25 protein-coding genes and 2 rRNA genes (1 of these 27 running past the window's edge) are annotated in these 24859 nt (G+C 41.4%); 1 reads left to right on the top strand and 26 read right to left on the bottom strand.

Translation table 11 applies throughout. From position 1 onward, the window contains the following. Positions 1-6 precede the first annotated feature (6 nt). From glmU to metG, 13 genes are all read right to left on the bottom strand, one after another. Complete coding sequence (gene glmU / locus QUF94_RS00180) at positions 7-1380, bottom strand: bifunctional UDP-N-acetylglucosamine diphosphorylase/glucosamine-1-phosphate N-acetyltransferase GlmU (RefSeq protein WP_289314094.1); 1374 nt, start codon at positions 1378-1380, stop codon at positions 7-9. Positions 1381-2045: 665 nt separating this feature from the next. Continuing rightward, on the bottom strand, positions 2046-2342 hold the full coding sequence (gene spoVG / locus QUF94_RS00185; protein ID WP_034316332.1) for a septation regulator SpoVG: 297 nt from the start codon (positions 2340-2342) through the stop codon (positions 2046-2048). 193 nt (positions 2343-2535) lie between these two features. Next, a complete protein-coding gene (locus QUF94_RS00190; protein WP_289314095.1) occupies positions 2536-2910 on the bottom strand; it encodes a RidA family protein in 375 nt (124 codons plus the stop codon). 13 nt (positions 2911-2923) lie between these two features. Beyond that, positions 2924-3748, bottom strand: a complete 825-nt coding sequence (gene purR / locus QUF94_RS00195; protein ID WP_289314096.1) for a pur operon repressor — start codon at positions 3746-3748, stop codon at positions 2924-2926. A 61-nt stretch (positions 3749-3809) separates the two neighbouring features. After that, complete coding sequence (gene ispE, locus QUF94_RS00200; protein ID WP_289314097.1) at positions 3810-4679, bottom strand: 4-(cytidine 5'-diphospho)-2-C-methyl-D-erythritol kinase; 870 nt, start codon at positions 4677-4679, stop codon at positions 3810-3812. 322 nt (positions 4680-5001) lie between these two features. Further along, positions 5002-5178: a small, acid-soluble spore protein, alpha/beta type gene (locus QUF94_RS00205; protein ID WP_089364277.1), complete on the bottom strand. Its 177-nt coding sequence runs from the start codon at positions 5176-5178 to the stop codon at positions 5002-5004. A gap of 151 nt (positions 5179-5329) precedes the next feature. Then, positions 5330-5581, bottom strand: a complete 252-nt coding sequence (veg, locus tag QUF94_RS00210; protein WP_034316343.1) for a biofilm formation stimulator Veg — start codon at positions 5579-5581, stop codon at positions 5330-5332. Between the two features lie 313 nt (positions 5582-5894). Beyond that, complete coding sequence (gene yabG, locus QUF94_RS00215; RefSeq protein ID WP_289314098.1) at positions 5895-6773, bottom strand: sporulation peptidase YabG; 879 nt, start codon at positions 6771-6773, stop codon at positions 5895-5897. Between the two features lie 200 nt (positions 6774-6973). Continuing rightward, positions 6974-7852 carry a 16S rRNA (adenine(1518)-N(6)/adenine(1519)-N(6))-dimethyltransferase RsmA gene (gene rsmA / locus QUF94_RS00220; RefSeq protein WP_289314099.1) on the bottom strand — a complete coding sequence of 293 codons (879 nt, stop codon included), beginning with the start codon at positions 7850-7852 and terminating at the stop codon, positions 6974-6976. Then, complete coding sequence (rnmV, locus tag QUF94_RS00225; RefSeq protein WP_289314100.1) at positions 7845-8408, bottom strand: ribonuclease M5; 564 nt, start codon at positions 8406-8408, stop codon at positions 7845-7847. Before rnmV ends, rsmA begins: the two co-directional genes overlap by 8 nt. A gap of 257 nt (positions 8409-8665) precedes the next feature. After that, on the bottom strand, positions 8666-9820 hold the full coding sequence (locus tag QUF94_RS00230; protein WP_289314101.1) for a G5 and 3D domain-containing protein: 1155 nt from the start codon (positions 9818-9820) through the stop codon (positions 8666-8668). 278 nt (positions 9821-10098) lie between these two features. Further along, positions 10099-10866 carry a TatD family hydrolase gene (locus tag QUF94_RS00235; RefSeq protein WP_289314102.1) on the bottom strand — a complete coding sequence of 256 codons (768 nt, stop codon included), beginning with the start codon at positions 10864-10866 and terminating at the stop codon, positions 10099-10101. A gap of 205 nt (positions 10867-11071) precedes the next feature. Next, entirely contained in the window at positions 11072-13033 is a 1962-nt protein-coding gene (metG, locus tag QUF94_RS00240; protein ID WP_289314103.1) for a methionine--tRNA ligase, read from the bottom strand. A gap of 637 nt (positions 13034-13670) precedes the next feature. Here metG and QUF94_RS00245 point away from each other — a divergent pair. Next, positions 13671-13955, top strand: a complete 285-nt coding sequence (locus tag QUF94_RS00245) for a transition state genes transcriptional regulator AbrB (RefSeq protein WP_057915383.1) — start codon at positions 13671-13673, stop codon at positions 13953-13955. 51 nt (positions 13956-14006) lie between these two features. On the opposite strand, the gene rsmI is transcribed toward QUF94_RS00245, so the two are convergent. The 13 genes from rsmI to QUF94_RS00310 form a co-directional block, all read right to left on the bottom strand. Continuing rightward, positions 14007-14888, bottom strand: a complete 882-nt coding sequence (gene rsmI / locus QUF94_RS00250) for a 16S rRNA (cytidine(1402)-2'-O)-methyltransferase (RefSeq protein ID WP_289314104.1) — start codon at positions 14886-14888, stop codon at positions 14007-14009. Position 14889: 1 nt separating this feature from the next. Next, positions 14890-15150: a GIY-YIG nuclease family protein gene (locus tag QUF94_RS00255; RefSeq protein ID WP_289314105.1), complete on the bottom strand. Its 261-nt coding sequence runs from the start codon at positions 15148-15150 to the stop codon at positions 14890-14892. Next, positions 15137-15880: a tRNA1(Val) (adenine(37)-N6)-methyltransferase gene (locus tag QUF94_RS00260; protein ID WP_289314106.1), complete on the bottom strand. Its 744-nt coding sequence runs from the start codon at positions 15878-15880 to the stop codon at positions 15137-15139. Before QUF94_RS00260 ends, QUF94_RS00255 begins: the two co-directional genes overlap by 14 nt. Before the next feature lie 177 nt (positions 15881-16057). Then, positions 16058-16432 (bottom strand): DNA replication initiation control protein YabA, encoded by a 375-nt coding sequence (gene yabA, locus QUF94_RS00265; RefSeq protein ID WP_289314107.1) that lies wholly within the window; start codon positions 16430-16432, stop codon positions 16058-16060. A 14-nt stretch (positions 16433-16446) separates the two neighbouring features. After that, positions 16447-17277, bottom strand: coding sequence for a PSP1 domain-containing protein (locus QUF94_RS00270; protein ID WP_061440314.1), 831 nt, complete (start codon positions 17275-17277; stop codon positions 16447-16449). Between the two features lies 1 nt (position 17278). Further along, entirely contained in the window at positions 17279-18283 is a 1005-nt protein-coding gene (holB, locus tag QUF94_RS00275) for a DNA polymerase III subunit delta' (RefSeq protein WP_483313625.1), read from the bottom strand. Between the two features lie 8 nt (positions 18284-18291). Then, the gene (locus tag QUF94_RS00280) at positions 18292-18732 is read right to left on the bottom strand and encodes a YaaR family protein (protein ID WP_289314109.1); all 441 of its coding nucleotides are present in this window, start codon (positions 18730-18732) and stop codon (positions 18292-18294) included. A 24-nt stretch (positions 18733-18756) separates the two neighbouring features. Then, a complete protein-coding gene (locus tag QUF94_RS00285) occupies positions 18757-19086 on the bottom strand; it encodes a cyclic-di-AMP receptor (RefSeq protein WP_061440312.1) in 330 nt (109 codons plus the stop codon). A gap of 100 nt (positions 19087-19186) precedes the next feature. Next, entirely contained in the window at positions 19187-19828 is a 642-nt protein-coding gene (gene tmk, locus QUF94_RS00290) for a dTMP kinase (protein ID WP_289314110.1), read from the bottom strand. Positions 19829-19867: 39 nt separating this feature from the next. Next, positions 19868-21322 carry an aminotransferase class I/II-fold pyridoxal phosphate-dependent enzyme gene (locus QUF94_RS00295; RefSeq protein ID WP_289314111.1) on the bottom strand — a complete coding sequence of 485 codons (1455 nt, stop codon included), beginning with the start codon at positions 21320-21322 and terminating at the stop codon, positions 19868-19870. 240 nt (positions 21323-21562) lie between these two features. Next, positions 21563-21781: a sigma factor G inhibitor Gin gene (locus QUF94_RS00300; RefSeq protein WP_289314112.1), complete on the bottom strand. Its 219-nt coding sequence runs from the start codon at positions 21779-21781 to the stop codon at positions 21563-21565. Between the two features lie 208 nt (positions 21782-21989). Next, a 5S ribosomal RNA gene (gene rrf, locus QUF94_RS00305) occupies positions 21990-22105 on the bottom strand. Between the two features lie 64 nt (positions 22106-22169). Beyond that, positions 22170-24859: ribosomal RNA gene (locus tag QUF94_RS00310) — 23S ribosomal RNA — on the bottom strand (it continues 243 nt past the right edge of the window).

Consider the following 24859-nt stretch of genomic DNA (forward strand, 5'->3'; position numbering starts at 1 on the left):
TCCGTGTTATTTATTAAATTTCAAATTCTTGACATAATCTTCTTTGTTAACTTGACGAGCCCGAGCAACGGATAGGGCTTCCTGCGGTACATCTTGCGTGATGGTTGACCCAGCAGCCACATATGCTCCTTTTCCTATCGTCACAGGTGCAACTAGATTAGAATTGCAGCCTATGAAGACATTGTCTTCAATCTTCGTCAAATATTTATTTTTCCCATCATAATTCACGGTAATAGATCCGCAGCCTATATTAACATTCTCCCCAACCTCTGCATCGCCAATATAACTCAAATGAGAGGCCTTGCTTCCTTTGCCAAAAACGGCCTTTTTAATTTCGACAAAATTACCGATTTTAACGGAATCCTTAATATCTGATTGAGGTCTAACATGTGCGAAAGGACCGATTTTAACAAAACTTCCAATATTACTTTCGTGTACAACCGATTGTAGGACTTCCGTTCCATCACCGATTTCACAATTACTTATTTCCGTATTCGGGCCAATCAAGCAATCCTGTCCGATAATACTTTTTCCTTTTATGAATGACCCAGGGTTAATGACCGTATCCTGTCCGATTTGCACATCCGCTTCAATGAACGTTGTAAGCGGATCGACGATCGTTACGCCATTCCTCATATGCGATTCATTAATGCGTTTCCGTAAAATATGCTCAGCCTGCGATAAAGCCACTCGGTCATTTACACCTAATGTCTCTTCGAAATCACTGGATTGGAAGGCCGTCACCACTTCCCCTTCTTCTTTTAAAATTTCAATAACATCCGGTAAGTAATATTCTCCCTGGACATTTTCATTTGAAACCTTTTTCAGCGCGCTAAATAATGCTTGGTTATCGAAGCAATATGTACCGGTATTTATTTCCTTAACATATCTTTCTTCATCAGTGGCATCCTTATGCTCGACGATTTTTTCTACAAGTCCGCCTTCACCTCGAAGGACCCTTCCATAGCCAGCTGGGTTATCTGCATATGCTGTTAAGATTGTTGCTTTCGCCTGACTTTGCTCATGCAATGCTATAAGCTCTTTCATCGTTTCCGCTTTGATCAAAGGCGTATCACCGCAAATCACAAGGGTCGTTCCACTTTTAACGGATAAAACGCTTTCCGCTTGCATTACAGCATGTGCCGTACCTAATTGCTGATCTTGTAAGGCATACTTGCATGAATCACCAAGTTGTTCTTGAACTTTTTCAGCTCCATGGCCAATGACTGTTACAATATCTTCTATTTGAAGTTGATTGACTTGATCGATAACATGTTGTACCATTGGTTTCCCGCAAACAGGGTGCAAAACCTTATAAAGCTTAGATTTCATCCTAGTACCTTGCCCAGCGGCCAATATTATTGCATAGCGATTACTCATAACAGGCCTCCATTTTCACCTTTTTATCCACTAAAAATATTATCTCATATAGTGATTCTTTTCAAGGTAACAATTAAAAGTACATATAATTGTCAACCGCGAAGGTAAGAAAAAATTCAAATTCCGACTTCCTTCAAACGTTATTATTGGACCTGTTAGCAGTCTTTTTAATCATTCAAATAATAATATTTGCTTGATCAATGTCATTTTCATTATTAGCATAATACAGAAATCGCGCCTTCTTCCCCTGTTAACACCAGTCACCCCCCATCATCCCAAAACATACCATGATTGCACTACGCCCTATGTACAGGCCATTAGGAAGCACTGCATCCGTTGTTAACTCCCATTCCGATATCAGGTTGCCGATTCATCTCATATTCACGTCATTGGAGGTTATGATAATTTTCATAAATAGTATTCCTTCCATCCGCTTATAGGGATTTTAATATATCAGGATGTATAAAAAGGTTTGAAAAATAAAAAGGAGGGGTACTTAAACCATTGAAGATGGCATCATAATATATACCATTTTAGTAAAATTACTGACTGGAAAGGTAATATGTTCTAAATTTATCGTTTCAGAATAAAATAAAAAAGAGCACTACTAATGAAGTAGGCTCTAGATGCACGAATTATAAAATAAAAGTTTAAAGGTAAGTTAATTAAGAAGCACCTGCTCCAGCTTCCTCTAGTTCAGTTTCAAGTTCTCCCAATCGGTGATATTCTGTCAAGACAGCTTCTTGAATTTTCCCGCGTGTCGAGGAATTGATTGGATGAGCGATATCCCGGAATTCTCCATCTGGAGTTCGTTTACTTGGCATTGCTACAAATAAACCATTGTTTCCGTCGATCACACGAATATCATGAACCACAAATTCATTATCCAGTGTAATTGATGCGATAGCTCTCATACGACCATCCGTATTCACACGGCGTAATCTTACGTCAGTTACTTCCATTTAAGCTCACCATCCCTTTTTGTTGTTGTTAAAACTTAAAGTACATATTCAACAAAAAAACGTGAACTCCTTCTATTATCTGTAATTTTTTTAGAAAATTCAGCCTAGTTTTCAAAAATACTATAAATACCCCTTATATTATAGGAAAATTACCCATTACGAATTCCCCTTAAAAAATTAAAAAAACGCCCGTTTATTTAACGAGCGCAACCACTTCTATTTCCACTAATGCATCTTTAGGAAGCCGAGCAACCTCTACACATGAGCGAGCAGGTTTATGGTTAGAAAAATATTCTCCGTATATTTCATTAATCGAACCGAAATCTTCCATACTTTTAATGAATACAGTAGCTTTAATGACAGTTTCCAATGAGGCTCCTGCTTCTTTCAATACCGCTTGGAGATTCTTAAAGACCTGGTGTGTTTGTTCCTTAACATTCCCTGTTATCATCTCACCAGAAGCAGTAAGTGGGATCTGTCCTGAACTGAAAAATAACTTATCCACGATCACGCCTTGTGAATATGGTCCGATCGCTGCCGGTGCTTCATCCGTATGTATCGTTTTCATGAAATGATTCCCCCTATTCCTTTTTCGTAAAATAATTCCCACGGCTGACCTTGATTTTTTTGTCTCTTTCGACCACCTGTGTCAACTTGATTAAAGAAACATAGTCCTCGACAAGGCACTCCTCCGTATGTTCGGATTCGACCAGCACCGCTATTCCGGCAACTGTTGCCTTAAATTCATCCAATAAACTGACCATACCGTTAATGGTACCCCCAGCCTTCATGAAATCGTCTACAATCAATACATTCGAACCCTCAACCAAGCTTCTCTTAGAGAGTACCATAGTCTGAATCCTCTTTGAAGAGCCTGAAACATAATTGATGCTCACTGTAGAACCTTCCGTTACTTTATTATTCCTACTTACAATGACAACTGGAACATTCAAATAATTTGCCACGGCGTATGCTAATGATATCCCTTTGGTTGCCATTGTCATGATGACTGAGACATTTTTCTTGGCATACATTGAAGCGATTATCCTTCCAACCTTATTCACGGTTTGCGGATGTCCTAATATGTCTGTCATATATAGATAACCGCCAGGAAGTAGCCTTTCGGGACTAGCGATCGTATCGCATAATCCGTCAATGAAAGCATTGGTTTCTTCTTCCTTGATGGACACAATATATTTCACTCCACCAGCCGCACCTGGAACCGTTGTTAAAGATCCTATCCCGCGTTGTTCAAAGGTATCCTTGATGATTGTCAAATCTTCACTGATCGAGGACTTTGCCGAACTGTACCTTTCAGCAAAATAAGTCAGTGAAACCAATTCCCCCGGATGTTCTAATAAATAATTGGTCATATCGACTAGCCTCTCGCTGCGACGAAATTTCATTGAGACACCCCCTTTGTGAATTCCGAATATTATATAGCAACTATACCACTAATGTACGTTTCTATTCAAGATTGTTTCGATCACCCAATAAACGAACCGCATAAACTTGATCACAAAATCCCCGAAGCCCATTATAAATTCTTTGCATGCGCGAATCATGTTCCACCAAACCAAAAACGGTCGGACCACTTCCGCTCATCAAGACCGAATCTGCTCCAAATGTCTTCATTTGATCTTTAATGTTCGCAACCTCTGGGTATAACTGCAATGTCACTTGTTCCAGAACATTGCCCAATCCCCCACATACATCGTGATAATTGTTTTCCTTAATAGCCGAAATCATTCCAGGTACATCCGGATGCTCCATTTTTGAAATTTGGAGCCTTTTGTATATATCAGCAGTCGAAACACCAATTGTCGGTTTGGCCAAGATGACCCAGCATTTTGGCGGTGCAGGAAGATGCGTGATTTTTTCCCCGCGCCCTCTGGCCAATGCCGTACCTCCATATACACAAAATGAAACATCAGAGCCAATTTCAGCTCCTATTTCCGCAAGTTCATCCATGGAAAGACCAAGCTTCCACAGTCTATTTAAGCCTCTCAACGTAGCTGCGGCATCACTGCTTCCACCAGCAAGTCCTGCGGCTACAGGTATATTTTTCTCTATAGTTATAGAAACACCTTTATTAATTCCAAAACGTTCCTTTAGAATAAATGCGGCTTGATAAGCTAAATTCCGATGATCATCCGGAACAAATCGATTATGGGATAGAATTTGTATATGATTTCCCTTTATTTCCTTTAGTTCAATTCTATCGGCAAGGTCGACTGTCGTCATGATCATTTCCACCTCATGATACCCATCAGGCCGTTTGAAAAGCACATCCAAAGCCAAATTAATTTTAGCCGGGGCTTTTTCCATAAGCTTCAATATGTCCACCTACTTTAACGTTCTTAAAAGTTCTTGTCCTATTCTATCATATTTGTTTATATTCTAAAGGTTTTTTCATCGTAATTTCAATGTAATGAAGCTAAGACTGACCTTTAGAGGAGAATAGACACATGTAGGCACATGGGGTGAGCAGCACGTTCCTGCTTCCCAAAAGACTTGCTACATATCCATATAGCATCACCGATACATAAAAAAACCAGACTCCATATCTACAATGTAAGCAAAAATGAATAGGGCTATACATTGTATAAAGAGTCTGGCTTCTTCAATAGGACAGCATGATACAATTAAGTGTTTTATCTTACTCCTTGTTCACCAATTGACGTTGTGCTTTTTCGATAGCAAGTTTTACCATGTTCCCTGCGTCCTTGGCCCGGATTCCTCCCCAGCCTTCTTTCTGGACAACATCGTAAAATCCAAGTTCTTTTGCCAATTCTTCTTTAAGATCATTTGACATAATCCCTTTTTTCCTGCCCAAGCGAAACAACCCCTTTCACATGCTGTCACATGCCTAGTCTTTGCATCATACGCTATTTCATTACATCCTTTTTAAGCCTTTATTGGAGCTCTCAGGATATTTTATACAAAACAAAAAGCAGCAAACATAATTGTTCGCTGCCTCCTCTAAGTTACATCTCTTGTTGTTTGTTTAAAAATGTTAGTTCTACGGTTTCCGTTAAAACATCCGCATAGCTGTAAGATACTCTTTCAAACGCATTTTCATCTTGGTCGAGCTCAATTACAAAAACAGCCGGATAAGTTTCCGCCAAAGTTCCAAAACGTTCTACAGTCTTTCTTCTTCCACCGTTTGCTTTTAAGAGCAATCTTTTACCTAGGTTTGAATCAAGTGCAGTTTTAATGTCAGCTAGAGTTTTTGGCATTTTCGGTCCACCTCACTAAGTTAAGTATATCACAATTTACAAATACACGCAAACAAAATAATAAATTATATCAGCACTTAAAAATGTAGTCAATATATTTTTATCTGAAATTCGGCAAAATCGCGAACATTTTTATTATATCCTGGGAAATGAAAAATTATGTAAACGAACTATTTCATTATTCAATAAGCCGAATTTTCGTAATTAAATCCTCACCTAGTGTCATTACTTAACAAAAACCCTGGTATTTTGTCATAATATCCGAATTCTGACACGATGAAAGCAAGCTGCATTCTTTCAAAATGCAGCTCGTTCATTCTTCCTGAAATGGCTTGAAAGGCAACCCGGTCCGGAGCACTCCTTTTGTCTCAATTCCCCCTAACCCCTTCTCTCCCGTTAATGTATTCCGAAGGACATCCCATACATGAATATGCTCAGAAAAAGGCGTAAAGCTTATCTTTCCGACAATATATACTGGATCAAGAGCATGTATATTAACACGGGAAGGGGAACTTGCAAAATTTGCCCCCGCTTGTATTAGCGATTCAAAATGCGATTGACAAGCTCCGGCAAATATAATCAGTTGGTCTAAATGAGAAACCTTCCTTCTCGCTTCTCTTACTGTCTGTACAAAATCCTTTGAGTGACGATAGGCGTTGATATCGGACATTGGTCCTTTTGATTTTGAATAGGCATCATGACCGGTGACAACAAGGATATCCGGCCGATAGTGGTCCAATAAACCCCCGATTCTTTGGGGCATTTCCTTTTCATTGCAATAGATACCATTGACCGGAATACCGAATTTCTGATATAGATCCATGCATTTCCTTAAGTATGATGCATCCCCATCAACATGGAGGACCCTGCCTGGTATCTGAAAATATTCACCGCTATAACGATATCCATTACTGGATTGATAGCCGTTTTTTTGTTGTTGTAACTCTAAATCTTGTGTTAATAAGCGGTAAGATTGTTCTTGAAGTACCTCATTCGACCTTTGCCGATCATGTCTTTCATTATCATTTATGATTATTAAATCTTGAAAAGGTGCATCTGCAATCAATCGGATATCTTCCCCATAAAGAACAGCTTGGCGTCTTCCGTCAATATCATGGATATCGATTACCCGGAACAACACGTCACATTTATAAGAAACCCGACCAACAATATCGTTTATTTGAATATTCATGGCCCCACCCCATGAGAAGACTTATTTTCAGCCCGCCCTAGTTTATTTTCATTCTTAAGTTATGCGAACCATTCTTGAATGGTGAAAGGTGGGATTGACTACATTTTGGTTACGTTCCATTCATGGTAGGCCAATTTAAAAATGAAAAAAGCCGGAAGCTGGGAGTGACCCCGTTCCGACTTTGAATTTTTACATAACCTTTATTTGAAATTTGGCAATAACGCATCACTCAAGCGTCCAAATTCTTTGATACTCAATGTTTCACCACGTCTGGAAGGATCAACTTCCGCGGCTTCGAGAGCGGCAAGTATGAGTTCTTTTTTCGATTTACCATCTGGCAGCTGACTGGTTAAGTTGTTTAAAATCGTTTTCCGACGCTGCGCAAAACTCGCCCGGGTCACAATGAAGAGGAAATCCTCATCCAGGACCTCGACGATTGGCTTAACCCGCCTAGTAAGGCGGATTACAGCTGAATCAACATTAGGTTGAGGCATGAATACCGTTTTGGGTACGATCATCACTGTTTCAGCTTCGGTATAATATTGAATGGCAATGGATAAAGAACCGTATTCCTTTGTCCCAGGTTTAGCGGCAATTCGATCAGCCACTTCCTTTTGCAGCATGCACACGATGCCTCTAATGGGCAGATCCTCGGACAATAGCTTTAAAATGATGGGCGTCGTGACATAGTAAGGCAGATTTGCAACAACCATCAGGTCCGAGAAGCCAGCAAATTCTTCCTCGATGACCTTCTTAACATCAGCTTTTAGAACATCGCCGTGAATGATGTTTACATTGTTATAAGGAGACAGTGTATCCGATAAGATGGGCAGTAGTCGCTGATCAATCTCAAAGGCCGTAACCTTTTTGCTGCTTTTCGCTAATTGTTCCGTCAGCGCGCCGATCCCCGGCCCAATTTCAATGGCACCACTTTCCTCTGTCAAATTTGCATGTTCGACAATACGTTTCAAGATATTCGTATCGATTAAAAAGTTTTGACCTAAGCTCTTTTTAAAAGAGAATCCGTACTTCTTTAATATATCTTTCGTTCTGACAGGGGTTGCAATATCCTTATTCATTTTTTTCCTCCTGATTTATCTGTACCATCGCTTCAGCAAAAGCCTCAGTTGATATTTGGAACATTTTTAGTCTCTTATATAACTGTTTACCATTGGTAAACCCAATTTTCAAAACAGATCCAAGTTTTTCCCTTCGTTCCTTGGCACCGGATCCCCCAATTAAACCTGCATCTATTAAATCCTGCTGTGAAATCTCTTCTGAAGCCTCTTCATCCATTAGTTGGGCATCCTTTAAAGCATTACGAATTGCCTCAGGAGAAGCATGTTCAACTCCTATCCCTCTACCTGACTTAGGAAGGGCTTCCTTCTTCGTTAAAAAGGCGTGTTTGCAGCCTTTTACTTGTTCTGAAATTGCATTCCTGATTTTTTGACCAGGAAAATCAGGGTCTGTGAAAATGATGGCTCCACGTGTCTTTTGTGCAAGCCTCACCTGCTCAATACAGGAATCATTCACCGCGGAACCGTTCGTTTCTATTGTATCAGCATTAACAGCCCTTTTTATCGCTACCGTATCGTCTTTACCTTCTACAACAATAATTTCTTTAATCTTTTTCATGTTTTCCTCCATACAGAAAAGCGCAAGCGCTTTGATTGGCTCTTTATAAACGTAACTGGTCCCCGTAAGACACCCACCCATTTTCATAGGAATGAAACCAGTCAACATCATTTATGAAAGTTTAAACGATTATGAAATCTTATGGAATATTGAGACGTCTATCTTATTAAAACAGTTTTATATAGGGTTTTTCAACAAATGGAAAATAAAACGTCAAAAAACAGGAGACGAATTCATCTCCTGCGAGAGAAACCTTATTAGTTCAATACGCGAATCTTAACTTTCTTTACACCCCAGCGATAGGCATCATCTTTTGAGGAAAAGAAGACATCAATCCTATTTCCCTTTATTGCTCCGCCTTTGTCAGCAGCCACTGCATAGCCATAGCCCTCTACATATACTTTCGATCCCATAGGAATCACACTTGGATCGACAGCTATGATTTTCGCTCCCGGATTACTCTTTAGATCGACGCCTGTAGACGTGACACCGGAACAGCCCTTACAACTGGCAGTATAAGCCGTTGATGATACGTATATTTCTTTTCCACTTGAAGAACTAACGTTAGTTACTCCGCGTGATGCCTGGGCAACCGTCGTTTGAGTTCCGACCGTGACAACTTTATCCTGCTTTTTATTAACTACTTTTTCTGATAGTAATTCTCTTTTGACCTCTTTGCCATTTTCTTTAATAACTTCATATTTTTTGGAAATCAGTCCGTCTTTTCCTTCTTTGACAACTTTCTCTTTCCCTTTTGATAAAGAGTCATCTTTTTTAGTTATGACAGCAAAGTCAACTGGTTCTTCCACTACATCGGTGACTTTTTCAATTCGAATTACGTTTACCGTATTCTCAGCTTCAACTTTTTCGGCTAATTCTGGCTCAACTCGGTCCAAATCATTGAGCTTTACTCCTTGTTGCTTTAAAAAGTCAGCGACAGTAGTCGAAGTTGACCATACCTGCTTTTCTTCCCCACCTACAACTAATTTCAGTGAAAAGGCTTTGTCTATGGCAACTTCCATATCCGCTTTCAGCTTCATATTTTTTGAAGGCGTGATCTTATCATGTTCCTTCACACTAAGATCTTGTTCTTTTAAAAGTTCGTCTACCGTATCGGCAGTGGACCAAACTTCCTTCGGTTTACCGTCTTGTACCATGACGATTTTTTGTGCAGGCTTCCAAACCACCTCTAAATCACCATCAACCTCTGTGTTTCTTGATGGGTGGACATAGTCTGCTGCTTGAACGGTAATCTCTAAATCTTTCAACATATCATTTACAGTAGCCGCGTGTGTCCGCACTACCTCTTTTTTTCCATCTAGCATAATTGTGACTGTATGCTTTGTTCCTTGATAGATAAGTATTCCCAATGCTGTAGAAACAAGAATCGCACTGCATATGGCAATTGCCATTCTCTTCTTCCCAAAAGGTTTGGGAATAAGGTTTTTCATAGTTTTTAATAGAATGAAAAACTCCTCCTTCCTCCCGGTGATTATATAGACATAGTTATCAAGCTGTCAACCCATTCACTTCTCATTAAGGAAATTAATACCTATTATGCATATTCCATATTAAAAAGGAAAGGGCGAATTCTCGACATAATAAGCCTATAATTGGAGTGAGATTTGTAGAATCCTTAAAAAATGCGATTTTAGCTAGCGAATCCCGGGAGATATTGTAAAAAAAACTGTCAGTTAATGCCGAATAATTTCTTGGCATTTTCCGTTGTTGCCTTGGAAACTTCCTCTATTGTGAGCTGTTTGATTTCTGCGATTTGTTCAGCAACAAACTTCACATACGAAGGTTCATTACGCTTCCCTCTATAAGGATGGGGAGCCAAATATGGACAATCGGTTTCAATCAGTAAACGGTCTAAAGGTACGGCTGCTGCCACCTCTTTTGGTTTTTTTGCATTCTTGAAGGTCACAGGGCCGCCCAATGAAATATAAAAATTCATATTAATGCATTCCAAGGCAGTTTCTGCACTTCCGCTAAAGCAATGCATGATTCCTCCTACCTCTGAGGCCTCTTCTTCCTTTAATATCTTCACGATATCCGCAGTCGCTTCCCGATTATGGATGATAATGGGCAGACCCACTTTTTTCGCCAAACGGATTTGCTTCCTGAACACCTCCATTTGAACTTCTTTCGGTGATTTATCCCAATGATAATCGAGTCCCATCTCACCTATAGCCACAACCTTTGGATGATTGGATAATTCCTCGATCCATAGTAAGTCCTCCCCGGTCATATCGATAGCATCAACAGGGTGCCATCCGACTGCGGCATACATGAAATCATAAGCTTCTATTAATTCCATTGCCCTTATAATAGTAGGCCGGTCAAAACCAACGACTACCATATTGTTCACTCCTGCTTCCTTAGCTCTTTCTATGACGTCCTCTAGATCCTCGTTGAATTGTTCCGCATTAACATGTACGTGTGTATCAAATAGCATTATTTTTCTTCCTTTCTAGCACTATTTTATTAAAAAATGAAAGTTTTATGTTTCACATTTAGGTAACAAAAAGATTACAAAGGAGCCTATATGCCCAACAAGTAAATTTAGAACTAATAAAACCTTTATAATTTACTGTTTCCAAAAGCATAAAGAAAAAAACATAAAAATGTTTCATATGAAACACCTTTATGTTTTCGAGGGTTTATTTCACCTTTGAACCATTTGGAATCGATGAATCTATTGTAGCGACTGAGAGCACACCATCCTGGCTGCCCGCCAAAATCATTCCTTGAGAGAGCTCGCCACGAAGTTTAACAGGTTTCAAATTAGTTACGCATATCACTTTTTTGCCTACTAAATCTTCAGGTTTATAGTGCTGTGCAATGCCTGATACGACTTGCCGTTTCTCATAACCTAAATCAAGCTGCAGTCTTAGAAGCTTATCCGCTTTCTTTACCGGTTCGACTTCCAAGACCTGGGCAACACGAAGTTCCACTTTTGTAAAGTCATCAATAGTGATTTCATCAACCTCTGGAATCGTCTCCACCACTTTTTCCTCGGCCTTAGGGGCTCCACCCTGCATTTGTTCTTTTATATATGAAACTTCCTCTTCCATATCCAAACGAGGGAAAATCGGGTCGCCCTTCAAAACTTTTGTTTCAGCAGGAATTTGACCGAACTCCGCTAAACTGTCCCAGGATTTTAAAACACTATCCGTGATGTTAAGTTGAGCAAAGATTTTTTCCGGTGTTTGCGTCAAGAAAGGTTTCAAAAGAATGGCCGTCCTGCGTAATGATTCCGCCAAATGAACCATGACACTACCAAGGTCTTCCTTCCTTGATTCATCTTTAGCAAGAGTCCAAGGCTGGGTTTCGTCAATGAATTTGTTAGTTCTGCTCACGAGTTGCCAAATGGATGTTAGTGCAACTGAAAATTCCATGTTTTCCATGGCTTCCTCATACTTGCCTACCGTATCTTGGTTCATTTCAAGCAAAGCCTTTTCAAATTCGCCAATGGATCCTTCGTAACTTGGAATCACACCATCAAAATATTTATTGACCATTGCTACTGTCCGATTTAATAAATTACCTAAATCATTTGCCAGGTCAAAATTGATCCGTTCCACAAAACCTTCCGGTGTAAATACACCATCAGAACCAAATGGGACTTCACGCAATAAGTAGTAACGTAAAGAATCCAAACCGTATCGATCAATCAATGTAACGGGATCCACTACATTCCCTTTTGATTTGGACATTTTACCATCTTTCATGAGAAGCCAGCCGTGGGCAAAGACTTTCTTTGGAAGCGGTATGTCCAGAGCCATTAACATAATCGGCCAATAGATTGTATGGAAACGAACAATTTCCTTTCCGACCAGATGTACATCGGCAGGCCAATAATTCAAGTATTTAGAATCATTATCCGTTCCATACCCTAATGCCGTTATGTAATTGGTCAATGCATCAATCCATACATAAATAACATGCTTTGGATCTCCAGGTACCTTGATGCCCCAATCGAAAGTAGTACGTGAAACGGCCAGATCTTCCAATCCAGGTTTGATGAAGTTATTGATCATTTCGTTTTTGCGGGATTCCGGTTGAATGAAATCAGGGTTTTCCTCATAAAACTTCAGTAATCGGTCCGCATATTTACTCATCTTGAAGAAATAAGACTCTTCTTTCACCTTTTCAACTGGTCTGCCGCAATCTGGACAGTTACCATTGCTTTCTTCCACCTGACGTTCCGTGAAGAAAGATTCACAAGGTGTACAATATAACCCTTCATATTGGTCCAAGTATATATCACCCTGGTCCAAAAGCCTTTTGAAGATCTTGGCTACAACCTCTTTATGGCGATCTTCCGTCGTCCTAATGAAATCATCATAAGATATATCAAGCTTTTCCCAGAGCTCTTTAATCCCTGATACGATATTATCTACATATTGCTGTGGAGTGATTCCTTCTTCAGCCGCTTTACGCTGAATTTTTTGACCATGTTCATCAGTGCCTGTTAAATACATGACATCAAAGCCACGCATCCTTTTATAACGAGCCATGGCATCCCCTGCCACTGTGGTATACGCGTGCCCTATATGTAAATTACCACTCGGATAATATATGGGTGTCGTGATATAGAATGTTTTTAATTTATCTTGCACTTCGTTCCCTCCTCATCTTTTGGAAAACCAGCTTTGGGTCTAGGCCAAAGCCATTAGACTATATTTAAGCTATTATCTCTATTTTAACGCTATATACCATTCTACGCGACAATAATCACTAATCAAATCATGATGTTAATAGAATAGAAAATATTATAAGTGAATGTCATTTTAAACTAAGGGATCATGATGTAAAATTCCCTTATTTCAGCATTACCTCTTACCTCAACAAAATATACCTAAAATTCTTTTTTTGTGCAACAACTCACATATTCGAACTTTTTCGGAAAATTATCCTTAATTCAGAACTTTTGTTTTGAAACTAAATTGTAATTAATCATATAATAAAAGAGGAGAGGTATGTTCTTATATGCACACTTTGTCGAATTGTGATGAAGTGAGTAGTTCTTTGTAACCTATCGTTTCTTGAATTATAAAGACATAACCAGTTTTTTCTCATTAAAGCCGTTTGTTTCAGCGGAATGCAGCCACACTATTACTTACAAAAAAATGAAAATAAATCATTGACGAATTTGGGAATGGCTGGTATTATAAATTTATAAAAAAATTTGTCGAATATTGGCGAAAAAAATAGAAATAGGGTACTAGATTGTAACTGAGAGGAGAATTTTTAAAAATGAAATCTACAGGTATTGTTCGTAAAGTTGATGAGTTAGGCCGGGTGGTAATTCCAATCGAACTTCGTCGTACATTGGGTATCGCTGAGAAAGACGCTCTTGAAATCTATGTTGATGACGAGCGCATCATCCTGAAAAAATACAAACCAAACATGACTTGCCAAGTTACTGGTGAAGTTTCCGATAACAACCTTACACTTGCTAATGGTAAATTGATTCTTAGTCGTGAAGGTGCAGAATTACTTATCCAAGAAATTCAACAAAACTTCACTACTTCTAAATAATTGATATAATAAAAAACTTCCGATTTTCGGAAGTTTTTTTATGCTTATTTATCATTGTATATCAATGTGATACGCTTGATATACATCGCGCTTTTGTATATTCCGATCTTTTGCGACCTGCTTGATTGCGTCCTTGGAAGTGAACTGCTTGGCTTCTATATAATGATTTACATGACCGACTATATCAAGGGCCATCCACCAAGATTCTTCAGGTTCATCATCCGACCATTGCCCACCTTCTATTATTAAACAGAACTCACCGCGAATCTCGGATTCCATTGCCCAAGTCAACGCTTCACTCACCGTCCCCCGAATGAATTCTTCAAATTTCTTGGTTAATTCGCGGCATAAAACTATACGGCGGTCACCTAAAATTTCATGCATATGTTTCAACGTTTCTTTCAATCGATGTGGCGATTCATAAACGATCCAAGTCGTTTCCATTTTTTTTAATTTTTCCAGCTCCTGCTTTTTTTCTTTTGCTCCCCGTTGTAAAAAGCCATAAAAGTAAAAAGGCTGCGGAATGAGTCCCGATGCAATCAATGCAGTTAATGCAGCATTGGCCCCCGGCAACGGTATGACTTTAAACTTTTCGGCAATGGCATCTTTGACCAGTTCATATCCCGGGTCGGATATCGTCGGCAATCCAGCATCACTTACCAATGCGATTACCTCTCCTGCTCGAAGCCTCTCGAGCATCTGCTTCCCGCTATATTCCTTATTATGTTCATGGTAGCTGACGATAGGTGTCGAAATTTCAAAGTAGTTACATAATTTCTTCGTATTTCGCGTGTCCTCAGCAGCAATGACATCAGCTTCCTTTAAGATTCTTAGAGCCCGAAAGCTCATATCCTCAAGGTTTCCTATCGGTGTAGGAACCAGATAAAGAGCTGGCTCCAACCCTTCTTTTTCAAAACTCTTTTGCTGCCACATATCATGTATCCTCCTTTGCCATCCACTTTTGCTTTTGTTTTCTTGTTAATTGCTTAAACTGGTATTCAGCCTGCATGGCCATTGTCTGTGTTTCAAAAACTTCATGGTAAATCAGTTCAACCGGGGTCCGCCCTCGCGTATACTTTGCCCCCCTGCCTTGATTATGGGCATCAATCCTGCGATCCAGATTATTTGTATACCCAGCATAATAGCTGCCGTCCCTGCATTTTAAAACATAAAAATAATGCTTATTCCTCTCCATATAAAATCCTTCTGATTTCCGGATTATAATCATTTTGATCATTATACACAACGAGCGGAGGAAGAATCTTCAAATCGGGGTTACCGTCCTTTATCCCTTCAATAAGAATCGTATTCGCTTCCTTTGAACTTTTTGGATAAACGAACTGCAGCCGCTTCGGTTCAATTCTGTACATCCTCATTAAATGGAGGATATCCATAAGACGGCCCGGTCTATGAACGAATGCCGCTTTCCCACCTTGACGTAGCAACTGACTTGAAACACGTATGACGTCCTCAAGATTACACATTATTTCATGCCGGGCAATTGCAAAATGCTCATTTTTATTTATTTCCTCGATAGATGGCGTCGGGAAATAGGGTGGATTGCAAGTAACAACGTCATATTTGCTATACCCTATCTGTTTTGGAATCTCTTTTATATCCCCATGAATCATCTTGATCCGGGAGGATACGCCATTATAGTCCATGCTCCTCTGGGCCATGTCATATAACCGCGCTTGAATCTCAACACCCGTAATTTCCCCTTTTGTTCTTGTACTCAGCAGTAAAGGTATGACCCCATTCCCTGAGCAAAGATCTACGATTTTCCCCTTTTGAATCGGGACATTTACGAACCTTGATAATAAAACGGCATCTAATGAAAAAGAGAACACCGATGGGCTCTGGATGATCCTTAAATTCTCAGCCAATAGATAATCCAGGCGTTCATCTCCTTTAAGTTCTACCATTGCTGTTACCCTCCTAATTATGTATCGAAAAAGCATGTTTAGGGTCCATGCTACGACATTCATATCGAACAAAAAGGGGCCTGACTCATAGTATGCGTCAGACCCCGAATCACTATATATTGTAAACGGTCCACTATCACGTAAAAGAGATGGAACATCTTTTATATTATTCCATTATCACTTCTTGTTTAAAAAAGATAAACAGAACAGGCAATCCCCTTCTTTTCGCAAACTGCCGAAATGCAGATTGCAAATATGAAAGCCTTCTTGATAGATACGGGCTAAATTATCATAGCCTTCCCCGATATCCATAACCTTGTCCGAACTAGCAGTACGGTTTTTCACTTTTTGTTTAACCTTTACTGCAGCAGGCGCGCTTTTTACTTCCACAAGGCCTAACCGTTGGCGCAAGTGCTCGTTCTCCAGCTTGAGCGACTGGTTTTCCTCTAGTATTTCAGCTAAGTTCTGCTTCAATTCTCCAAGCTGCTTATATAATTGGCCTATCTGGGTTTCCATATTGGTCACCGACTCAAATATATCTTTCTTATCCACGCTCTCCCACCACCTTAATAATCTGTGGCTTGAATAGAAACGGCTCCCTCTTTTAGAATCTCATCTAGAGTATACTCTAATACTCTTTCCTGCTCGATTAGTTCAATCTGAAGTACGCGTTCTAGAATATTAAGCCCCACTACCTTGCCTTTGCCACCAGGCGTATTAATCATTTCACCTAAATCAGGAAGCATTTCCTTCGCACTTTCATACTCATCATTTTCATATTTCAGACAGCACATCAATCGACCGCATAATCCTGAGATTTTTGTAGGGTTTAGTGATAAATTCTGATCCTTCGCCATTTTGATGGAAACCGGTTCAAAATCACCAAGAAATGTGGAGCAACAAAGCATTCTGCCACAAGGCCCGATGCCACCAAGCATCTTAGCCTCATCCCTGACCCCAATTTGGCGCAGTTCTATACGAGTTCTGAATATGGCAGCTAAATCTTTGACTAAATCACGGAAATCCACGCGACCATCCGCTGTAAAATAAAACACGACTTTATTTCTGTCGAAAGTATATGACACATCAACCAGCTTCATATCCAGCTTATGCTCAACAACCTTTTGACAACATATAGAGTAAGCCTCTTCTGCAGCCGCTTTGTTCTCGTCAACTATAAGCTTATCTTTTGCATCAGCGACCCGAAGCACTTTTTTCAATGGCAGGACAACATCGTTTTCATCTACTTGTTTACGGGCTGTAACAACTTTACCGAATTCAACACCGCGGACAGTCTCCACTATTACAAAATCGTCCTTAGGAATAGCGAATTCGCCCGGATCAAAGTAGTATATTTTGCCCGCCTTTTTAAAACGGACACCTACAACATCATACAAATCATGATCCCTCCTGCAAATTCAGCACAAGCTGTTCCATCAACAGCTGTGGATTCGTGTTGGACATCAGCTTCCTTTTTGCTTCCAAAATACAACCCATATGTTCAGCAAGGCGTCTTGGGGAAAGATGAAGAGCGTGAGTTTCAAATTCCTTCAGTTTATTTTGGAACACAACGAAGTCCTTTTTGTCCAACTGAATGTATAATAAATCCTTATATATAAGAAGTAACAAATCAAGACCTCTGTCAACCTGTTCTCTTTCTTTAAAGTGTGCAAACCAATCCGTCTGAAGGTACAACAATGCCTTCAAGGAATTAAGTTTTAACACTTCATATAATTTTACCACTATTTTTTGAGCTTGTACAAACCATTCATCATGACTAAGCTCGATTCCGGCTTCCACATTCTGTGTTATATGCGAGATTACCGAGGCAAGCTGTGGTTCTAAATCATGTTCCATCAGCTTCCGTTTCACATTCTCCGGGGATAATGGCTTAAATGAAATCACTTGGCATCTTGATAATATGGTCGGTAGAATCCTCTGAATCTGTTCAGTCATCAATATGGCAACGGTATCGGCCGAAGGTTCTTCTAAAAATTTCAATAGACTGTTGGCGGCCCCCACCGACATTTTGTCTGCATCTGCAATCATATAAACCTTTCGATCGGCCTCTACGCTTTTTTTCGAAAATTCTTCTTGGAGCCCCTTAATTTGTTCTTTCTTTATCGAGAGACCGTCTCTCTCAATCAAATGGACATCAGGATGATTCCCGCTTGAAATCCGTTTGCAATTCCGGCAAAGTTCGCATGGCTTATAACCTGCTGTCGGGGCTTCACATAGTAAGCTTTTGGCAAAGGTCTTGCTTATATCTTGCTTACCTGTACCTTTTTCCCCTTCAAATAAATACGCATGAGCCACTCTGTTCTTCATTATGCTGTTTTGCAGCATCGTCATTACCTGCGGCTGAATTTGACTCATGTCCTGCCATGTTTTATCCAAAACCATCAACTCACTTAAGTATATAAATTAATCAGAAGCCCTTTAATTTCACCTATCATTTCCAATATTTCAAGCGAGCTTTTTTCTTTATTAAGAATTTCCTCGCTTAACTGAACTAGTCTTGCATCTATCGTTTCCACGGTTTTCAACGGCCGGCTCTGTCCAAATTGGTTCCAGCTCGTGGATTGCTTCAGTTCCAGTCCATATTCAACAGCTTCTTTTACAAACCGTTTCACCAATGCTTTATATTTTGCCAATTCCCTAAAAGTACGTGACCTCACCAAACGCTGGCCCGCACCTTCAATATCGCCTATCAAACGGTTTAATGTTTGGATTTGCATCTTTTGATCCTGTGTTTGGACCATTTGTTGAAATCTCCCATTTCCGGTTTGAAACTGTTTGGCATCCTGTCGGGATTTATCAAGCTTAATAGGGATATCATGGTTGATTTTCATAATGAACCTCCCTGCAACTAACCGTTAAAATTGTAAAAAGTTTTCGACCGGCAGTACAAAAATGGTCGCACCGCCTACTTGAATCTCCACTGGATAAGGTACATAGGACTCGGCATTCCCGCCCATCGGTGAAACCGGTGATACTAACTGGGATCGTGACTGGCAATTCTGTTTGATGATCTGGATGGCTTGATCAACACGTTCATCCTCGGTGCCAATCATAAAGGTCGTATTACCTGATTTTAAAAACCCGCCAGTGCTGGCTAGCTTGGTTGTTCCGAAATTATTTTCCACTAATTCATTCAGCAGGCGATGACTATCCTTGTCTTGAACGACAGCAATGATCATTTTCATTCTCATCATCCTCCGGTTACTCTGAATTTTTCCTAACTCCATTATAGCAACTAGTCTTTGCCTGGAATAGTATTCGGTTGAATAATATGGAAACCTATATTCATTTTCCAGCTTTTTCTAAAAAATCTAACAAACCTGCTTTCGTTTCTTCAAAAACTTCATCAATTGTCCCGCCTGCATCCACGATAATGAAACGGTCTTTCCATCTATTTATAATGAACTGATACCCGTCACAAACTTTTTTATGAAAATCCAGGGCTTCAAGATCCAGCCGGTTCACTTCCCGTTCTCCATTGGACTGGATACGCCTCAATCCTTCTTCTGGGTCGATATCAAAAAAGAACGTGGCATCCGGCATCATATCTCCAATTGCGAATTTATTGATATTATAAACCTCTTCAATATCCAAGCCCCTTGCATGGCCTTGATAGGCTAGAGAACTATCTATAAATCGGTCACAGAGGACAATTCCCCCTCGTTCCAACTCCGGCATGACCACTTCCACTAAATGCTGACGTCTTGCAGCTGCATATAATAAAGCCTCTGTTCTCGAATCCATAGCTGTATTATCCTTATTAAGGATCACTTCCCTAATTTGTTCTGAAATGGGGACTCCTCCTGGCTCACGCGTTAATAGCACTTGGTAGCCTACTTGTTGCAGAGCCTTGCCAAGCATTTGGGTAATTGTTGTTTTCCCAGCACCCTCGGGCCCTTCCATTGTTATAAAAATACCGCGTTTCATCGATGTACCTCCAAGGTTCTTTGTTTGTAGTATATCATTTTAACCAGCCTGCCCGCTTTCATAAACGATCAACTCTCCGTTTGAAAGGGAGGAACCGCCATGAAACCTTGATCCCAGTTCAACCAGTCTCCTTAAATTGGTTATATGCTCCGGAGTAATCATTTCCCCGGACATAATTAAAGGGATTCCCGGCGGATAAGGAATCACCATCTCCGCTGAGACCTTTCCTATTGCTTTCCTTAATAGAACAGGTCTCGACTTACTATGCTTCATGACGGAATATGGCATTTCTAGACCTGTCATTGACCTTCCTTCAAGCCAGCTAACCCCAAGATCTGCTTCCCCGTTTCCGGTTCTGTCTTTAGTGGCACTTTTTATATTTTGAACGATTTCATGAAAAGGAAAATCGGTACTCATTTTTAATAAGGGTAAAATCATCAATAAATTATTAGGATCAGCTAATTCTGTAAAAATGCCTTTTGTTTCACATAGCTGCTGTAACTCAAACCCACTTAAACGACTTGTTGATTGAATGACTACTTTCAATGGGTCTGCTGAAGTACCTAGTGGTGCCTCCAGCACCCTTACTGTTTGTAGGGAACCTAATTCCCCTCTGAAATCTGATATCTTTTTAATAAGGGATATTTTATCTTCTGATGTAAAAGCGGCTAAGTAGGCCCTGGCTAAGTCGAGCGATCCCATAATCGGGTAGGATGGACTGCTCGACTGAAGCATTTGTAAATAGAATGATACTTGATCCACATCAACTAAGGATGAATTGACATGAAGATACGACCCCATCGTCATAGCCGGCAGTGTTTTATGCGCTGAATGGACAACGGCATCTGCCCCTGCCAAGATGGCTGTTTTAGGAAACGGACTCCCTAACTGAAAGTGAGCGCCATGTGCCTCGTCCACCAGCACCGGGATTCCCTTTTGATGTGCAAGTCTAACCATTTCCGTCAAGTCTTCACCAAGACCATAATAATTCGGATAGGTTACAACGATGGCTTTTACATCTGGATGGGCACTCAAGGCTTTTTCAATTAATTTTGATCCTACACCGCCAGCAATGCCCCATTTCTCATAAAAAACCGGTTGTAAAAAAATAGGTTGTACATTCGCTAACATCAATCCATGTAAAATTGATTTATGGCAATTTCTTTGGACAAGCACCTTATCACCTTCGCGGCAAGTAGCAAGAATCATCGCAATGTTACCTACGGTTGACCCGTTAATCAGAAAATAACTCCTCTTTACTCCATATAATTCAGCGAGTAGTTGCTCGGACTTTAAAATCGCTCCCTCTGGAGCATGCAGGTCATCTAAACCGCTTAGCTCCGTGGCATCTATACCAAGCAGTGGGTTATACAGCGCTTGGCCCTTTTCACTAAATACCCAACCATTTTTATGTCCTGGGACGTGCAGGGATATTGGCCTTTTTTTATAAAAAGCACTCATTGCATCGAACAATGGTGTCTGTGATTGATTCATTTATCTCTTCCCTCAAATCATAGTATTCCTTCATTTTATCAAATAAGTTCAAATTTATCTCATATTGCTTCGACAGAAAGGCAATTATATATCTCCCAACAGTCTGTTTGGAGGGAACCTACAGAAACATGCAGCTTGTTGCCAAGCATTCTTCTAAAGTACTAAAAAAAGAGTCAGAGAATAAAGAAAACAATCCATTTCTTTATTCTCTGACTCTTCAACTTTCCATAAACTATTTTTTCATGAAAATATTTCAGGATTAGTGATTTTTCTTAATTGCTTTAAGTAATATTTGTACTTGGGATCGTTCGTATCCGTCCCGATCATATCCCTTTCGCATTCCTCACAAATAAAAGTCGTATATAGATGTATTCCCAGCCCTTTTATTTGTTCACAAACCACGCACGATTCCCCTGCCGTTGTTTTGATTGTTGTTGTTCCCAACATCTCCACCTCCATACCTGCATTCTCCCCAAAAACCATTGTTCGCATACATTAATTTAAATAGTTTAAGAGAACCCGGGATGCTTTTAACAATGTATGATGAAGATTTTCATTACGTGTATGTCTTTATAAAAGTTTCCATAATTGATAAACCCTTCATATCCAATGGTTTTTCTTTTCATTAAGCAAAAAAAGACCAGCCAGATGGCTGATCTTAGAAATGGCTTGGCGGCGTCCTACTCTCACAGGGGGAAACCCCCAACTACCATCGGCGCTGAAGAGCTTAACTGCCGTGTTCGGAATGGGAACGGGTGTGACCTCTTCGCTATCGCCACCAAACAATAAAGGAACGTTGTTCCTTCAAAACTAGATAATAAGAAGGTATTTCATTTTTTAAAAAGCGTTGGTTAAGTCCTCGATCTATTAGTATCAGTCAGCTCCACATGTCGCCACGCTTCCACCTCTGACCTATCAACCTGATCATCTTTCAGGGATCTTACTAGCTTGCGCCATGGGAAATCTCATCTTGAGGGGGGCTTCATGCTTAGATGCTTTCAGCACTTATCCCGTCCGCACGTAGCTACCCAGCTATGCCTTTGGCAAGACAACTGGTACACCAGCGGTGCGTCCATCCCGGTCCTCTCGTACTAAGGACAGCTCCTCTCAAATTTCCTGCGCCCGCGACGGATAGGGACCGAACTGTCTCACGACGTTCTGAACCCAGCTCGCGTACCGCTTTAATGGGCGAACAGCCCAACCCTTGGGACCGACTACAGCCCCAGGATGCGATGAGCCGACATCGAGGTGCCAAACCTCCCCGTCGATGTGGACTCTTGGGGGAGATAAGCCTGTTATCCCCGGGGTAGCTTTTATCCGTTGAGCGATGGCCCTTCCATGCGGAACCACCGGATCACTAAGCCCGACTTTCGTCCCTGCTCGACTTGTAGGTCTCGCAGTCAAGCTCCCTTGTGCCTTTACACTCTACGAATGATTTCCAACCATTCTGAGGGAACCTTTGGGCGCCTCCGTTACTCTTTAGGAGGCGACCGCCCCAGTCAAACTGCCCACCTGACACTGTCTCCCACCCCGATAAGGGGCGCGGGTTAGAATTTCAATACAGCCAGGGTAGTATCCCACCAACGCCTCCACCGAAGCTAGCGCTCCGGCTTCTCAGGCTCCTACCTATCCTGTACAAGCTGTACCAAAATTCAATATCAGGCTGCAGTAAAGCTCCACGGGGTCTTTCCGTCCTGTCGCGGGTAACCTGCATCTTCACAGGTACTATAATTTCACCGAGTCTCTCGTTGAGACAGTGCCCAGATCGTTACACCTTTCGTGCGGGTCGGAACTTACCCGACAAGGAATTTCGCTACCTTAGGACCGTTATAGTTACGGCCGCCGTTTACTGGGGCTTCGGTTCAAAGCTTCGCTTGCGCTAACCTCTCCCCTTAACCTTCCAGCACCGGGCAGGTGTCAGCCCCTATACTTCGCCTTGCGGCTTCGCAGAGACCTGTGTTTTTGCTAAACAGTCGCCTGGGCCTATTCACTGCGGCTTTTCCGGGCTATTCACCCTAAAAAGCACCCCTTCTCCCGAAGTTACGGGGTCATTTTGCCGAGTTCCTTAACGAGAGTTCTCTCGCACACCTTAGGATTCTCTCCTCGCCTACCTGTGTCGGTTTGCGGTACGGGCACCTTACATCTCACTAGAGGCTTTTCTTGGCAGCGTGGAATCAGGAACTTCGGTACTATATTTCCCTCGCCATCACAGCTCCGCCTTAATGGAAACGGGATTTGCCTCGTTTCCGGCCTAACTGCTTGGACGCGCATATCCAACAGCGCGCTTACCCTATCCTTCTGCGTCCCCCCATCGTTCAAACGATGTATAGGTGGTACAGGAATATCAACCTGTTGTCCATCGCCTACGCCTTTCGGCCTCGGCTTAGGTCCCGACTAACCCTGAGCGGACGAGCCTTCCTCAGGAAACCTTAGGCATTCGGTGGAAGGGATTCTCACCCTTCTTTCGCTACTCATACCGGCATTCTCACTTCTAAGCGCTCCACCAGTCCTTCCGGTCTGACTTCAACGCCCTTAGAACGCTCTCCTACCATCGACACCTAATGGTGTCAATCCACAGCTTCGGTGATACGTTTAGCCCCGGTACATTTTCGGCGCGGAGTCACTCGACCAGTGAGCTATTACGCACTCTTTAAATGGTGGCTGCTTCTGAGCCAACATCCTGGTTGTCTAAGCAACTCCACATCCTTTTCCACTTAACGTATACTTTGGGACCTTAGCTGGTGGTCTGGGCTGTTTCCCTTTCGACTACGGATCTTATCACTCGCAGTCTGACTCCCAAGAATAAGTATTTGGCATTCGGAGTTTGACTGAATTCGGTAACCCGTTGGGGGCCCCTAGTCCAATCAGTGCTCTACCTCCAATACTCTCATCTTGAGGCTAGCCCTAAAGCTATTTCGGAGAGAACCAGCTATCTCCAGGTTCGATTGGAATTTCTCCGCTACCCACACCTCATCCCCGCACTTTTCAACGTGCGTGGGTTCGGGCCTCCATTCAGTGTTACCTGAACTTCACCCTGGACATGGGTAGATCACCTGGTTTCGGGTCTACGACCTCATACTCATTCGCCCTATTCAGACTCGCTTTCGCTGCGGCTCCGTCTTATCAACTTAACCTCGCATGAAATCGTAACTCGCCGGTTCATTCTACAAAAGGCACGCCATTACCCATTAACGGGCTTTGACTACTTGTAGGCACACGGTTTCAGGATCTATTTCACTCCCCTTCCGGGGTGCTTTTCACCTTTCCCTCACGGTACTGGTTCACTATCGGTCACTAGGGAGTATTTAGCCTTGGGAGATGGTCCTCCCTGCTTCCGACGGGATTTCTCGTGTCCCGCCGTACTCAGGATCCACTCAGGAGGGAACGAAGTTTCAACTACAGGGTTTTTACCTTCTTTGACGGACCTTTCCAGATCACTTCATTTACCCCGTTCCTTTGTAACTCCATGTTGAGTGTCCTACAACCCCAAGAGGCAAGCCTCTTGGTTTGGGCTAATTCCGTTTCGCTCGCCGCTAC

Source organism: Peribacillus sp. NJ4 (assembly GCF_030348345.1).
Classification (GTDB): domain Bacteria; phylum Bacillota; class Bacilli; order Bacillales; family DSM-1321; genus Peribacillus.